We start from the raw sequence: 14,374 nt of genomic DNA, 5'->3' as shown, positions 1-14,374 counted from the left end.
GGTGCCGTCAGACGGCTCTGGCGAGCCGGGTGCTCGGCAGGCCGTAGACGAGGCTGATGTTGTGGCCGCCGAACCCGAACGAGTTCGACATGACGTGGCTGATCCCCGGCGCGGCGCGCGGGCCCTTGCGCACGTGGTCGAGCTCGCAGGCCGGGTCGGGGTCGTCCAGGTTGTGGGTGGGCGGCAGCAGTCCACGCCGCAGCGCCAGTACGGAGACGGCCGACTCGACCACTCCGGAGGCGCCCAGCAGGTGGCCGGTGACCGCCTTGGTCGAGCTGACCGGCGGGGTGTGCCCGCCGAAGACCTCGCGGATCGCCAGCGCCTCGGCCTGGTCGCCGAGCCGGGTGCTGGTGCCGTGGGCGTTGACGTAGCCGATGTCCCCGGGCGCGACGCCCGCGCTGCGCAGCGCCTGCCGCATGCAGGCGGCGGCGCCCGCGCCGTCGGGGCGCGGGGTGGTCGGGTGGTGGGCGTCGTTGGTCGCGCCCCAGCCGAGCACGTCGGCGTACCCGGCCGCGCCGCGCGCGTCCGCGTGCTCGGCGCGCTCCAGCACCAGGACCCCGGCACCCTCACCGAGCACCAGGCCGTTCCTACGGCGGTCGAAGGGCCGGCTGGCGCCGGTCGGGTCGTCCGCCCAACCACGGGCCAGGGCGCGGGCGTTGCCGAAGGTGTCGACCAGGGTGGGGAACAGCGGTGCCTCGCTGCAGCCGACCACCACCACGTCGGCCTCGTCGGCGCGGAGCAGCCGCAGCCCCTCCCCCACGGACTGGGCGCCGGCCGCGCAGGCCGTGCTGATGGACGAGCTGTAGCCCCGGATGCCGTGCCGGATCGCGACCCGGGCCGCGCTCATGTTGGGCAGCATGGCGGGCAGCAGGTAGGGGCTGACGCCCAGCCGGCCGCGCTGGGTCCGCAGGACGACCTGGGCCTCCAGGGTGGCCAGCCCGCCGTTGCCGGAGAGGATCACCCCGATCCGGTACGGGTCCACGTCGCGGCCCACCTCGATGGCGGCGTCGGCCAGCGCGTCCGCCGCGGCCCGCATCGCCATCACGATGTAGCGGTCCACGAGCCGGGTCTCGGGCGCGGGCAGGACGGACGTGGGGTCGATCGGCGCGGCGAAGCCGGCCGTCTCCAGCGATCCGGCCAGCGGCCCGTCGGCGTCCGGCCGGACCAGCCCGGAGCGGCCCTCGCACATCGCCGCCATCACCTCGTCGGCGCTGGACCCCACCGGTGTGACCAGGCCCATCCCGCTGACGACGACGTCCGCTCGCCCGGTGTTCGTGTGGCGCGGGTCGCTCACGGCTGTTCTCCCTCGTGGAGTTGCGGTTCCGGTGCCGGCGGCGGCCCGGGGCCGAGCAGGACGGCGGCCGCGCGGTCGGGGCCGTCGGGGGTGTGCGCCTGGTCGACGCGGATCAGCAGGGCCTCCTCGGCGTCCCCGTCGGCGAGCAGCAGGGCGCTGACGGTCATCGCGGTGGCGGTGTCGGCGACGCACACCACCGGGCCGGTCAGCTGCCACCGGGCGGCCACGTGGCCGGCCACGGCGTTCGGGACGGCCTGGAAGAACAGCAGCGGTCCGATCCGGGCGCCGTCGTCGACGGCCTCGGCGACGTGCGCCGCGCCGGCGAGGTCGCCCAACGGGCTGACCACCACCACGGCGGTGACCGGCCGTCCTGCGTCGTCCGGCCGGCCCGGGGCGGGGCCCGGGCCGGATCCGGGGCCGCGCAGCAGGCAGCGGCGGGCCGCCTCGGCGGCGAGCGGGCTGAACGAGGACACCACGAACCCGGCGATCGCCGGTGCGGCCCGGTCCTCGGCCGACTCCGGCCATTGCGCCGAGGACAGCACCCGCAGACACGCTGCCGAGGCGGCCTGGGTCAGGGCGGCGGCCGAGGCTGCGGCCGGCCGAGGTCCGGGCCCGGCATCGGGGCCGGGGCCGGGGCGAAGGGGTAGCGCGCTGGTCAGGTTCACGGGGCGCCGACCAGCAGTGCGGTGTTGGCGCCGCCGAAGGCCGTGGTGAGGCTCAGCGCGTGGTCGGCGACGGGACGCGCGTCCCGGTCGAGGACCAGGTTGAGCGGGCAGGTCTCGTCGGGGCCCAGGAAGCCCGCGTTCACCGGCAGCCGTCCCGCGCTCAACGCCGCGATGGTCACGACGAGTTCGAGCAGCGCACCGGCCTCCAGCGCCTGGCCGTGCACCGACTTGGTGGAGCTGACCGGCACGGTCGGGGCGTGGTCGCCGAGCGCCAGGCGCAGGGCGGCGGCCTCGGCGGTGTCGCTGACCTGGGTGCCCGAGCCGTGGGCGTTCACGTACCCGATCCGCTCCGGGCCGACGCCGCCCCGGTGCAGGGCGTCGGTGATCGCCCGGGCCAGCCCGGTGCCGTCCGGTCGCGGTCTGCACACGTGGTACGCGTCGCCCGCGCGGCCCCAGCCGGCCAGGACGGCCAGCGGCCGGGCCCGCCGCGCCCGGGCCGCCGAGGCGGCCTCGACCACCACGGCGACCACGCCGTCGCCGAGCAGCAGCCCGGTGCGGCCGGTGCTGAACGGGCGTACCCGCCCGTCCCGGGCGAGCGCCCGGCCCGCGTCGAAGACGGCGAACTGGTCGGCCTCGACCAGGTAGCCGGCGGCCACCACGATCCGGTCCGCCTGCCCGTGGGCGACGGCCGCGGCCGCGTCGGCCACGGCGGTGCTCGACGCCACGCAGGCGGAGGTGTAGGCGCGGGACGCGCCGGACAGTCCGGCCCGCCGGGCCACCGCGTCCGCGAACACGTCCGCGCCGTGGGCCGGGCGCCGCTCCGGCGTGGCCCGGGCCAGCTCCGGATCGCCGTGCACGGCGAGGTGCAGCGGGAGGCCGGCCCGCTGCGCGGCGGACAGTCCGGCCTCGTCGCAGGCCTCACCGACGGCCTGGTCCAACTCCTCGGCCAGGACAGGGGTTCCGGGGTACGTCGCGGCGCCGTCGGCCTGCCGGCCGGAGACGTCGAAGCGCAGCACCGGCGCGAAGGCCGGTGCACCGTCGAGCGTGGCGGACAGCAGCGGCGGGACGCCGCGGCCGAGGGCGCTGAGCACGGCGGCCCCGGTGACGACCACGGAGCGGGGGCCGCGGCGGGCCGCCGGCACGCTCTCAGTCACCTGTGCTCCCCTCGTTCTCTCGTGCCCCCGACGCTCGGCAGGAAGGCTTGCGGACATGTCGTGCCGGCCGGGCGGCCGGGCGGCGCGCACCGGAGCCGGGTCCGGTGGACCCGACACGGTCGGGCCGGGTGCGCCCGGCCGGCAGCGGGCCGGATCGGCCCGGGCAGCGCCGGTTCGGTACGCCCCAGGCAGGCCCGGGCACCGTCGGCTCAGGTACGCCCGGGCCGGGCGGGCCCGGGCAGCGCCGGGTCCGGCCGGGTCGGTCAGGCCGGGTCGGGCCGGAGCTCGCCGAGGCGGGCGAGCAGCTCGACCACGTCGGACACCGTGCTCAGCCGGGCCAGGGTGTCGTCGTCGAGGCGCCGGTCGTAGCGCTGCTCGATCTGATGGGCCAGCCAGGCCAGTTCCATCGAGTCGATGCCCTCCGGCACCTCCTCCGGTGCGCGGTCGCCGAAACCGGCGAGCATCGCGACCACTTCGTCCCGCCCGGGTGCGGCCGGCACGCTCAGTGCCCCGCGGCCGACGCGGAGCGGATCCGGGCGGCCACGGCCGCACCGAACTCCCCGACCGTCATGGTGCCGAGCAGTTCGGCCTCGTCGTCCTCGAACCTGACGCCGAACCGCTCCTCCACCCGGACACCCAGCTCGGCGAGCGAGAGCGACTCCAGGTCCGCGCCGGCCGGGCCGAGCAGGGTGTCGTCGTCGACGTCGGTGATGTCGTAGTTCATCGCGCTCAGGGAGGTGAGCACGAACGCGCGGATCTCCTCGGTGGACATCGCCTCAGTGGACATCGCTGGTGGTTCCCTTTCGGTCGGACCGTTCCTGGACGGTGCTTGGCTTCGACGACCCGCCGGCGCCGCTCAGGGCGGCCCGGTCGCGGACCAGCTTCCCGGTGGCGGTGCGCGGCAGTCGGTCGACGACGTGGATCAGGCGGGGCCGCTTGTAGGCCGCCAGCCGTTCGGTGAGCTGCGCCTCGATCCGGGCGGCGGTGCCGCCCGGGCGCAGTACGACGTAGGCCTCGATCGAGGTCCCGTGGACGACGACCGCGGCGGAGACCTCGGGCAGGGCGGCGAGGGTGTGCTCGACCTCGGTGAGGTCGACCTTCAGCCCGCCGACGGACACCTGCGAGTCGAGCCGTCCCAGCACCCGGACCCGCCCGGTGCCGGGGTCGACCGAGCCGCCGTCCTTGGTGTGCAGCCAGCCGTCGGCCCAGCGGGTGGGGCCGCCGGCGCCGGGTGCCGTCCCGAGGTCGAGGTAGGGCGACTGGTCCCTGGCGATCAGCAGTTCGCCGTCGACCGCCCGCAGGGTGAGGCCGGGGGCCGGGGTCAGTTCGGGCCGGTGCTCGCCGAACAGGTCGGTGGCGATGACGCCGACCTCGGTCATCCCGTACATGCTGCCGAGGCGCACACCGTAGCGGTCGACGAAGGCCTCGTGCACCTGGGCCCGGACCAGCTCCCCGCCCGTGGTCATGCCGGTGAGCTGGGGCAGTCGCGGCGGCCGTGCCACCCAGCTGAGCAGTTCGATGTGGAACGGCACGCCCAGCAGGGTGGTCGGCTCGGGGCCGGCCGCGACGGTGTCGAGGATCCCCTCCGCCGTGAGCCGCCGCGGGATCGCGAGCCGTACGCCGGCGTGCAGGCTGTGCAGCAGGCCGCCGACGAGCCCGAGCACGTGCACCGTCGAGGCCATCGAGACGATCCGTTCGCCGGCCCCGGGCACCCCCTCGATCCGGGCGTACCGGCCGAGTTCGTCGACCAGGTCGGCCGCGGTGCGGCCGATGATCTTCGCCGGGCCGGTCGAGCCCGAGCTGAGCTGCACGACCGCGTGCGAGGTCCGGGCCGGCCGGCCCGCGCGGGCGGTGACGACGTCCTGCTGGTCGTAGAAGCCGGCGGCCGGGCCGCCGGCGGCCGGCCGGTCGGCGGTCACCACCACCTGGGGGTCCAACCGGGCGAGCGCCTGGCCGGTCTCGTGGGGGGTGAGCCGGTGGTCCAGCAGTGCGGCCTGGGCCCCGATCCGCCAGCTCGCCAGCAGATTGGCGACCAGGGCGAGCGAGGGGGCCAGGCAGAGGGCGACCGAGCCGCCCCGGCGCAGGCCGGCCGCGGCGAGCACGGCCTGTCTGGCCGTGACGAGCCGGCGCAGTTCGTCCCTGCTGACCGGTTCGTCGAATATCAGGCAGGGCTCGGAGCCCGGCCCGCCGAGAAGGACCTCGTCGACCCAGGAGGGGTCGAGCGGGAGGGCGGCTAAGCCTCCCTGTGGAGCTGTGGCAGCAGCCTTCATGGAGAACCAGAACCTCTTTCAGGTACATGACCAAAGGAGCTGACAGAATTCCCACGCCGAACTTTCAACTCTGAATTGCCTGATGTCAAGTCCTGTAACTTTCACGGCATTTCACGGCATGCTGGCTTCAAGTTGTGATGGCACCACGGGGTTTGTTTGGTGCATTGACGAGAGAGCGCTCCCCCGCTAGTGTGGCCGCCGGTTGGCCAACTGCCATGATCTGGCCGGGTTTTGCCACTCTCTGACTACCCGCCAGTAACACCTGCCGCCCGGTCGGGCGGTTCACTCTTTTTTGGCAAGGCCGCACGGTGGCCGGCCTATTCACGCACTTCCGGGCGGCGGGTTCCGGGGGCGTGGCCGGCAGTGGATCAGACCAATCCCGCGGTGTGGATTTCCTTTCCGCCGCCTTGTTCCGCCACCTTGTTGTACGCATTCATGCCAACTTTTCGAGGATCGGCATCAAGTGGAACCTGTCATCGACCCCGGCCTGAACTCGGCCGTGGAGCGCTACTACGACATCACCCTCGATCTGTACGAGGACCTCTGGGGCGAACACGTCCACCACGGCTTCTGGGACCCGGGGGAGACCCCCGGCCTGGAGGGCGCGGACCGGCACGCCGCCACCGACCGGCTGGTCCACGAACTGGTCGACTACACCGGGGTGCCCGCCGGATCGCGGGTGCTCGACGTCGGCTGCGGCATCGGCGGCCCCGCGATGCACCTGGCCGGGCCGCTGGGCTGCACCGTCGAGGGCATCACCCTCAGCGCGCTGCAGGCCGCCCGCGCCAACGAGAAGGCCGAGGCCGCCGGCGTCGCCGGGCGGGCCCGCTTCCACCAGCGGGACGCGCTCGCCAACGGCTACCCGGACGAGTCCTTCGGCGTGGTCTGGGCCATGGAGAGCCTGATGCACATCGCCGACCGGGAGGCCTTCTTCGCCGAGGCGATGCGGCTGCTCACCCCGGGCGGCACGCTCGCCGTCGCCACCTGGGCGGTCCGCGACGGCGAACTCGACGACGACGAGCGGGAGCTCGTGCGGCAGATCCTGGTCCACCAGGTGATGCCCGACTTCTCCTCCCTGGAGGAGCACGAGCGGCTGGCCGCGGCGGCCGGCTTCACCGAGGTCGCCACGGTGGACTGGAGCAGCGCCGTAGCCAACTCCTGGGACCCGGGCTTCGCGCAGATCCAGCAGTTCGAGCGGGGCCCGAAGGTGATGCGCGACCTGGCCCGCCGGCGCGGCGTCGACGTCCTCGGCTTCTTCCACGCGGGCCCGTTGATGAAGAAGGGCTTCGACACCGGCGTCATCACCTACGGCGCCCTGCGGGCCACCAAGCCCCGCCAGGACTCCCCGCAGGCGCCGCCGTCCGGCCCGACGCCGTGAGCGCGGGGCCGGCCGGGACGGCGGTGGTCCGCCGGATCGCGGACCTCCTGATGGAGATCGTCGGCGAGGACCGGGCCTGGTCGGACGCCGTCCGCCCGGACACCAGACTCGACGGGGAACTGCTGCTGGAGAGCCACGAGCTGGCCGCCTGGAGCCTGGCCCTGCGACGGGACTTCGGGGATCACGTGGACCTGGCCGAGCACGTGGCCGGCCTCGACATCGACCAGATCATCGCGCTGACCGTCGGGGACGTGGCCGGCCTGGTGACGGCCGGGCCGCCCGAGGGCGCCGAAGCGGGCAGGGCCACCACCACGACCACCACCCCGGACCGGTCCTGATGGGCCGTTACCTCTTCGTCTCGCTGCCGCTGACCGGCCACGTGAATCCGCTGGCCGCCGTCTCCGGGGAACTGCTCGCGCGCGGGCACGAGGTGCTGTGGGCCGGCTCCGAGTCCTTCCTGCGGCCGCTGCTCGGCCCCGGCGCCGCGATCGCCCCGATCCCGCTGCGGGCCCACCGCGGCCAGGCGGACCGGGGCATGGCGGCCGCGAAGTCGCGCTGGGACGGCTACATCGTGCCGCACGCCAAGAGCACCCTGCCGGGCATCGAGCGGGCCGTCGCGGACTTCCGTCCCGACGTCCTGGCCGTGGACCAGCACGCCGTCGCCGGGGCGGTCGCCGCCCACCGGGCCGGCCTGCCCTGGGCCTCACTGGCGCCCACCACCATGGAACTCACCCGCCCCTACCGCGCCCTGCCCAGGGTGGAGGAGTGGATCCACCGGCGGATGGCGGCCGTCTGGACCGCCGCGAAGATGCCCGGCGAGCCACCGCACGACCTGCGCTTCTCGCCGCACCTGCTGGTCGGCTTCACCGGCGAGGCCCTGACCGGCCCGCTGGAGTGGCCCGGGAACGCCGTCCTGGTCGGCCCCGCCCTGGCACCGAGGGCTCCGGACCGGGCGTTCCCGTGGGACTGGCTGGACCCCGCCCGGCGCCTGGTGCTGGTCACGGTGGGCACCCTGTCGCTTGACCTCGCCCGGGAGTTCCACGCCCGGGTCGTCGAGGCGCTGCGCCCGCTCGGCGACCGCGTCCAGGCGATCGTGGCGGCGCCGGACGGCACCGTCGCCGACCCGCCCCCGCACATCCTGGTCCGCCCCCGGGTACCGGTGCTGGAACTGATGCCCCGGCTGGACGCCGTGGTCAGCCACGGCGGGCTGAACACCGTCTGCGAGGCGCTGGCCCACGGGGTGCCGCTGGTGGTGGCCCCGATCAAGGGGGACCAGCCCATCAACGCCGCCCAGGTGGTGGCGGCCGGCGCCGGCCGGCGGGTCCGGTTCGCGAGCGTCCGGCCCGAGCCGCTGCGCGAGGACCTGCTGGCCGTCCTGGAGGACCCGTCCTACCGGGCCGCCGCACGGCGGGTGGGCGAGTCCTTCGCCGCCGCCGGGGGCGCCCCGGCCGCGGCCGGCCACCTGGAGGCCCTGCTCGGCAGGACCGCCGGGACCGGCAGGACCGGCGGACCCGGCGGTCGAAACCGGCCGGCCGAGGACGCCCCGGGCCTGCGGACCTCCTGAACCGCCCGACCTCCCGAACCATCCCGGGCCCTGCGAACCACCAAGGTCTCCTGGCCCCGGGTCCCTTCGAGCACCCCGGCCACCCCGGCCACTCCCCCCACCGAAAGAACGGGAAGCGCACAGACGTGAAGACGCTCCGCGACACCTGGCTGGTGTTCCAGCGGCACATGCTGCTGATGGTGAGGTCCCCGCTCTCGATCGTCCTGGGCGTGGCTCAGCCGGTCGTCTACCTGGCCCTGTTCGCGCCGCTGCTCAAGCCCGCGCTCGCCTCCATGGGCGCCGGCTCGATGACCGACGCCTACCGGATCTACGTCCCCGGCATGCTGGTCGCCCTGGCCCTCGGCGGAGGCCTGTACGTCGGCTTCGGCCTGCTCGCCGAGCTGGGCTCGGGCGTCATCGAACGGGCCCGGGTCACCCCGATCAGCCGGGTGGCGCTGCTGCTCGGCCGGGCCCTGCGGGACGTGGTCACGCTGGTCATCCAGGCCGGCATCATCATCGTGCTGTCCATGCCCCTCGGACTCTTCGTCCGGATCCCGGACCTCCTGCTCGCCTACGTGCTCCTGGCGCTCATCACCCTGAGCAGCGCCTCGATCTCCTACGGCATCGCGCTCAAGGTGAGCAGCCCGGACGTGCTCGGCCAGCTGGTCAACAACCTCGCGCAGCCGCTGATGCTGCTGTCGGGGACGCTGCTGCCGCTCGCGCTGGCCCCGCTCTGGCTGCGCCGCGCCTCCGACTGGAACCCCTTCAGCTGGGCCGTGGTCGGCATGCGCTCGCTGTTCGCCGGCCACACCGGCGACGCCGCGGTCTGGCAGAGCATCGCGCTGATGGCCACCCTGGCGGTGCTGGCGCTCACCTGGTCGGCCCGCCTCTTCGCCCGCTCCGTCCGATGACGGCCGTACCGGCCCGGGCGGCGGTCCCCGTACCACCCGCGCCCGACGCGGTGGCCGCCGCCGTACCCACCCGTGCCCCCGCACCGGTCCCCGTCCCCGCACCGACCCCCGCCACCTGACAAGGACATCCCGATGATCGAGACCAGCGGACTTCGGAAGTCCTTCCAGACCGGACGGCGCCGGAAGAGCACCGACGTGGAGGCGGTGGCGGGCCTGGACCTCACCGTGGCCGAAGGGGAGATCTTCGGCTTCCTCGGCCCCAACGGCGCGGGCAAGACCACCACCCTGCGGATGCTCGCCACCCTGCTGCGCCCGGACGCCGGGGACGCCGTCATCGCCGGCGCCGACCTGCGCACCCAGCAGGCCCAGGTCCGCCGCAGCATCGGCTACATCGCCCAGGGCGGCGGCACCTGGGACGACGTGACGGCCCGTGAGGAACTGGTGATGCAGGCCCGGATGCACGGCATCGGCAAGGCCGAGGCGCAGAGCCGGGCGGTCGCCGCCCTCGACGCCTTCGACCTCACCGAGTACGCCGACCGCAACTGCCGCACCTACTCCGGGGGCCAGCGCCGCCGGGTGGACATCGCCCTCGGCGTGATCCACCGGCCCAAGGTGCTCTTCCTGGACGAGCCCACCTCGGGCCTGGACCCGCAGAGCCGCTCGCACATGTGGGACGAGATCCGCCGGCTGCGCAGCGAGGGCATGACCGTCTTCCTCACCACGCACTACCTGGACGAGGCGGACGCGCTCTGCGACCGCATCGCCATCATCGACGGCGGCGGCATCGTCGCCGAGGGAACGCCCACCGCGCTCAAGCGCTCGATCGCCGGCGAGGTGGTCACCGTCGGAGTGGCCGACGCCGGGGCCGCGGAGAAGGCGTCCGGGGTGCTGGCCGAGCAGGAGTGCGTGCGCTCGGCCGAGGTGCGCGAGGACGGCGGGCTGCGCCTGTCGGTGGACGCGGGTGAGACGGCGATGCCGCAGATCATGCGGGCCCTGGCGGACGCCGGGATCGAGCTGGCCACCATCGAGCTGCACCGCCCCACCCTGGACGACGTGTTCCTCACCAAGACCGGCCGCTCGCTGCGGGAGTCCTGACCATGACGCGCGGTACGGCGACAGAGACGACAGAGGAGAAGCAGATGGACCGGAGCGGCCGGGACGCGGGCGGGTCGGGCGGCTTCGGCCCGGACGGGGAGCGGACGGTGCGCCGGGCGGTGGTGACCGGCGGCGCGGGCTTCGTCGGCTCGCACCTGTGCGACCGGCTGCGGGAGGAGGGCGCCTCGGTCGTCTGCATCGACAACCTCCTCACCGGATCGGTCGACAACCTGGCCGCCCGGGCCGACGACCCGGGTTTCGTCCTGGACCGCAGCGACGTCTCCGAGGAGTTCGACGTCGAGGGGCCGGTCGACCTGGTGCTCCACCTCGCCTCGCCGGCCTCGCCGCACGACTACGCGAGACACCCGGTCGAGACCCTCAGGGCCGGTGCCCACGGCACCCTGAACGCCCTGGAGCTGGCCCGCCGCAAGGGCGCCCGGTTCCTGCTGGCCTCCACCTCGGAGGTCTACGGCGACCCGCTGGTCCACCCCCAGGTGGAGTCCTACTGGGGCAACGTCAACCCGGTCGGCCCCCGCAGCCAGTACGACGAGGCCAAGCGGTTCGCGGAGGCGCTCACCACCGCCTACCGGACCGCCCTGGGCGTGGACACCGTGATCGTCCGGCTCTTCAACACCTACGGCCCGCGGATGCGGCCCACCGACGGCCGGGCGGTGCCCACCTTCATCACGCAGGCCCTCGCCGGGCTGCCGCTCACGGTCGCCGGCGACGGGGCGCAGACCCGGTCGATCTGCTACGTCGACGACACCGTCAGCGGCATCCTGGCGGCGGCCGCCAGCGGGCACCACGGGCCGGTCAACATCGGCAACCCGGTCGAGCTCAGCGTCCTGGAACTGGCTGAGCACATCCGCGAGTTGTGCTCCTCGGTATCGCCGGTCGAGTTCGTCGAGCGCCCCGGGGACGACCCCACCCTGCGCCGCCCGGACATCGGGCTGGCCCGGTCGGCCTTCGGCTGGCAGCCGGTCGTCGACTTCGACAAGGGCCTGGCCCTGACGATCGACTGGTTCACCCGGCTCACCCCCGCCGGCCGGTGACCCGTCCGGGCGGCGACCGCGAAGGTGCGCCGGGGGGCACCGGGCGGCGTACGTACCGGCGCAGGCGGTGTGCCGGCCCCGCGGCAACGCCGCCTCAGGCGAGGACGGCGGGCCTGAGGACCTCCTGGCACCACTGACGGAAGGTGGTGGGTGCGGGCGTGGCCAGGGCCTGCTGCTCGGGGTCGTAGATGCCGTTGCTCTGGGCGACGGCCATGTCGACCAGGCCCTGGGCCCAGGCCTCGCTCATCCCGTACCGCGTCATGGTCGCCCTGTAGGCGTCGTGGCCGGCCTGCTGGTACTGGACGGGGCGCCCCAGTGCCTCGGAGACGACCTGGGCCATGCCGCGGGGGGACAGCGCGTCGGGGCTGATGACCGGGACGGTGTCCTGCCCGTCCCAGGAGCCGTCGGCCAGCAGGCGGGCGGCCGCGGCGGCGATGTCGCGGGTGGCGACGAGCGCCAGCGTCCGGTCCGCGGTGTTCGGCATGACGAAGATGCCCTCGTCCCGGATCGTCCCGGCCTGGTGGAGGAGGTTCTCCATGAAGTAGGGCATGGCCAGGGCCCGGTAGCCGGCCCCGGTGCTCTCGATCATGGCGTCCATCGCGAAGGCCGGCGACAGCTGTCCGGCGTGCCGGCGGTAGCCGCGGCCCAGGCTGGTGACACCGACGACCCGCTTGACGCCGTTGGCCTTGACGGCGTCGCAGGCCGGGCGGGTGAAGCCGAGGTAGTGGGCCTCGATGTCGGTGGCGCCCGGGTCCGGGGGCACCAGCCACAGGACGCTGTCGGCGCCGTCGAAGGCCTCGGTGAGCACCTCGGGATCACTGTGGGAGCCCCGGACGACCTCGGCCTGGTCGCGCACCTTCGGCGCGAGCCGGCCGGGGTCACGGGCGACGACCCGGACGGGACGGCCGCTGTCGAGCAGCGTGTCGACGACCTGGCGGCCGATCTGGCCGGTGGGAGCGGTGATGACGATCACGGAAGCCTCCTGGGGGCGTGGTTCGAGGTGCTCTCGCGGGCACGGGACGCCGGCCTCGCGGTCGCCGGGCGCTGACGCCCGGAGCACTGTTTCCACTGATAACGGTTACACGTTAGCGATAGCATCGCAAATCGATAACATGATTCCGTTATCATCGGTAACCATGGAGACCGATCGTTCCGCCGCCGCAGTGGCCAACCGTGACCGGATCATCGAGGCCGCCACCCGGCTGCTCGCGGAGCAGGGACGCGAAGCGGTCTCGACCCGTGCGGTGAGCGCGGCCGCGGGCGTTCAGGCGCCGACGATCTACCGCCTGTTCGGCGACAAGCAGGGCCTGCTCGACGCCGTCGCCGCGCACGGCTTCGCCCGCCACCTCGGGGAGAAGACCGCGCTCGCGCCCACCGACGACCCGGTCGAGGACCTGCGCACCGGCTGGAACCTCAACCTGGAGTTCGGCCTCGCCAACCCGGCGCTCTACACCCTCATGTACGCCGAACCCCGCCCAGGCGAGCCCTCGCCGGCAGCGGTCACCGCGCTGGGCATCCTCGCCGCCTACGTCCGGCGGATCGCCGAGGCCGGCCGCCTGCGGGTCGACGTGAGCCGTGCCACCCAGCTGATCCACGCCACCGGCGGCGGGACCACCCTCGCCCTCATCGCCACTCCCCCGGACCGGCGGGACCTGACCGTGTCCCACCTGGCGCGGGAGGCGGTCCTCGCCGCGATCACCACCGACGCCCCTGCCACCGGCGCCCCTGCCACCACGGCCCCCGGCCCCGCGACCCCCGCCACCACGGCCCCCGGCCCCGCGACGGCCGCAACCACCCTGCGGGCCCTCCTGCCCCGGACCGACGTGCTGACGCCGGGCGAGCAAGCCCTGCTCACCGAACTGCTCGACCGCATCTCCAAGGCCGGGTGACGCCGCAGCCGCCGGAGGGCTGAGCCCCGGTCACCGTCCCGAGCACCGTGACCGGTCGCGACCGGTCACGGCCGAGCCGCGGCCCGTCGCCGCCGCACGCGCTCGTCGGCGCGGCCGGCGGCCGACCGTGTCGTCATGGGGTCGTCGAAGCGCTGCCGTTCTCCTCCGGGACGAATCCGCAGACCTGGGGTGCGCATGCGGCCTCGTGATCCCGGCCCCAGAGCACGGCGTCCCGTTCGACCGAGCGGACGCGGTGGGCGAGTCGCACCTGCTCCCTCCGCCGCAGCGTCGAGGGCAACGCCGCGAAGGTCTCCGGCAGGACGGCGACCATGGCACTGACCTGCGCGCCGTCGCGCATCCGCAGCAGTGCGGTGCACTGCCACCAGCCGATCCGGCCGCCACGACCGTCGGCGTTCCCCGGCCAGTAGTAGTCCGCCGGATCCGGGAGCAGGTAGTGGACACCGTCGGGGGCCAGATGGGCCCGCAGCCACGGTGCGGCGCCGCCCAGGCCGAGCCGGAGCCGCCGGACCTCGTCGTGCAGGGCGCAGATCGTTCCGGTGTCCAGCACCTTGAGGACGTTCGCGTCCGCGGGCAGCGGCCGGCGCCCGAAGGGGGTCCTGACCGGCCAGCGTCCGAGCAGCAGGCCCACCCACTGCCACGGCTTCATCGGCGACGGGTCCACGCGCGGTTCCGGCAGCGGCGGCGGAGGTGTCCAGGTCCGCCCCTCCTGTTCGATGCGCGCCAGCATCCAGGCCCGGCCCTCCGGACCGGCGGTGTTCCAGGCCCAGCTCATCGGTCGTTCGTCCATCGCGCGGTCGAAGCGGTCGAGGGGCACTCCCCGACGGACCGGCCCGCTACGAGGTGGGCGTGCGACGCCCGGCAGGTTGTGGCCCAAGTCGGCCAGGGCCCTGATACGGCCCAGCACCTCCTCGGGGGATTCCTCCTGCGCCGCGCGCCCCGGACTGCCGGCCAGGCTCCGGATCTCGACGAGTGCGCCGGCCGCCAACAGCGCGGCCACGTCCCGGTCCTGCTCGGCCTCGCGGCGCCTCATGCTGGTCCATCCCTTCTACGGGGTCGGTTGCGGGGGGGCCGGCCCGCCGGGTGCGCACGGGTGCGTTCCGGT

General features: G+C 74.5%; 15 protein-coding genes. 7 read left to right on the top strand and 8 right to left on the bottom strand.

What is annotated here, in order from left to right:
* Nucleotides 1-7: 7 nt before the first annotated feature.
* From IE329_RS00875 to IE329_RS00850, 6 genes are all read right to left on the bottom strand, one after another.
* Nucleotides 8-1,294, bottom strand: a complete 1,287-nt coding sequence (locus IE329_RS00875; protein WP_229927061.1) for a beta-ketoacyl-[acyl-carrier-protein] synthase family protein — start codon at nucleotides 1,292-1,294, stop codon at nucleotides 8-10.
* Nucleotides 1,291-1,836, bottom strand: coding sequence for a hypothetical protein (locus IE329_RS00870; RefSeq protein WP_190208774.1), 546 nt, complete (start codon nucleotides 1,834-1,836; stop codon nucleotides 1,291-1,293). Before IE329_RS00870 ends, IE329_RS00875 begins: the two co-directional genes overlap by 4 nt.
* Nucleotides 1,837-1,955: 119 nt before the next feature.
* The gene (locus tag IE329_RS00865) at nucleotides 1,956-3,113 is read right to left on the bottom strand and encodes a beta-ketoacyl synthase N-terminal-like domain-containing protein (protein WP_229927060.1); all 1,158 of its coding nucleotides are present in this window, start codon (nucleotides 3,111-3,113) and stop codon (nucleotides 1,956-1,958) included.
* 263 nt (nucleotides 3,114-3,376) lie between these two features.
* Nucleotides 3,377-3,613 carry an acyl carrier protein gene (locus tag IE329_RS00860; protein WP_229927059.1) on the bottom strand — a complete coding sequence of 79 codons (237 nt, stop codon included), beginning with the start codon at nucleotides 3,611-3,613 and terminating at the stop codon, nucleotides 3,377-3,379.
* 2 nt (nucleotides 3,614-3,615) lie between these two features.
* Nucleotides 3,616-3,900, bottom strand: a complete 285-nt coding sequence (locus IE329_RS00855; protein WP_229927058.1) for an acyl carrier protein — start codon at nucleotides 3,898-3,900, stop codon at nucleotides 3,616-3,618.
* Nucleotides 3,890-5,383 (bottom strand): class I adenylate-forming enzyme family protein, encoded by a 1,494-nt coding sequence (locus IE329_RS00850; RefSeq protein WP_190208772.1) that lies wholly within the window; start codon nucleotides 5,381-5,383, stop codon nucleotides 3,890-3,892. Before IE329_RS00850 ends, IE329_RS00855 begins: the two co-directional genes overlap by 11 nt.
* Nucleotides 5,384-5,846: 463 nt before the next feature.
* On the opposite strand from IE329_RS00850, the gene IE329_RS00845 reads away from it, so the two are divergent.
* From IE329_RS00845 to IE329_RS00820, 6 genes are all read left to right on the top strand, one after another.
* Nucleotides 5,847-6,761 (top strand): methyltransferase domain-containing protein, encoded by a 915-nt coding sequence (locus IE329_RS00845; RefSeq protein ID WP_190208771.1) that lies wholly within the window; start codon nucleotides 5,847-5,849, stop codon nucleotides 6,759-6,761.
* Nucleotides 6,758-7,099, top strand: a complete 342-nt coding sequence (locus IE329_RS00840) for a hypothetical protein (RefSeq protein ID WP_190208770.1) — start codon at nucleotides 6,758-6,760, stop codon at nucleotides 7,097-7,099. Before IE329_RS00845 ends, IE329_RS00840 begins: the two co-directional genes overlap by 4 nt.
* On the top strand, nucleotides 7,099-8,325 hold the full coding sequence (locus IE329_RS00835) for a glycosyltransferase (protein ID WP_190208769.1): 1,227 nt from the start codon (nucleotides 7,099-7,101) through the stop codon (nucleotides 8,323-8,325). The genes IE329_RS00840 and IE329_RS00835 overlap by 1 nt, the downstream gene beginning before the upstream one ends.
* Nucleotides 8,326-8,450: 125 nt before the next feature.
* Entirely contained in the window at nucleotides 8,451-9,215 is a 765-nt protein-coding gene (locus IE329_RS00830) for an ABC transporter permease (protein WP_190208768.1), read from the top strand.
* Nucleotides 9,216-9,347: 132 nt separating this feature from the next.
* Entirely contained in the window at nucleotides 9,348-10,310 is a 963-nt protein-coding gene (locus IE329_RS00825; protein WP_190208767.1) for an ATP-binding cassette domain-containing protein, read from the top strand.
* Between the two features lie 44 nt (nucleotides 10,311-10,354).
* Entirely contained in the window at nucleotides 10,355-11,362 is a 1,008-nt protein-coding gene (locus tag IE329_RS00820; RefSeq protein WP_190208766.1) for an NAD-dependent epimerase/dehydratase family protein, read from the top strand.
* 94 nt (nucleotides 11,363-11,456) lie between these two features.
* Here the strand turns inward: IE329_RS00820 and IE329_RS00815 are convergent, their stop codons facing one another.
* Nucleotides 11,457-12,335, bottom strand: a complete 879-nt coding sequence (locus IE329_RS00815) for an NAD(P)H-binding protein (protein ID WP_190208765.1) — start codon at nucleotides 12,333-12,335, stop codon at nucleotides 11,457-11,459.
* A 163-nt stretch (nucleotides 12,336-12,498) separates the two neighbouring features.
* On the opposite strand from IE329_RS00815, the gene IE329_RS00810 reads away from it, so the two are divergent.
* Nucleotides 12,499-13,251 (top strand): TetR/AcrR family transcriptional regulator, encoded by a 753-nt coding sequence (locus IE329_RS00810; RefSeq protein WP_190208764.1) that lies wholly within the window; start codon nucleotides 12,499-12,501, stop codon nucleotides 13,249-13,251.
* 133 nt (nucleotides 13,252-13,384) lie between these two features.
* On the opposite strand, the gene IE329_RS00805 is transcribed toward IE329_RS00810, so the two are convergent.
* The gene (locus IE329_RS00805) at nucleotides 13,385-14,302 is read right to left on the bottom strand and encodes a hypothetical protein (protein ID WP_190208763.1); all 918 of its coding nucleotides are present in this window, start codon (nucleotides 14,300-14,302) and stop codon (nucleotides 13,385-13,387) included.
* Nucleotides 14,303-14,374: the final 72 nt, after the last annotated feature.

The organism is Kitasatospora indigofera (genome assembly GCF_014655955.1).
Classification (GTDB): domain Bacteria; phylum Actinomycetota; class Actinomycetes; order Streptomycetales; family Streptomycetaceae; genus Kitasatospora; species Kitasatospora indigofera.
This window is presented reverse-complemented; position numbering and strand designations above follow the sequence as displayed.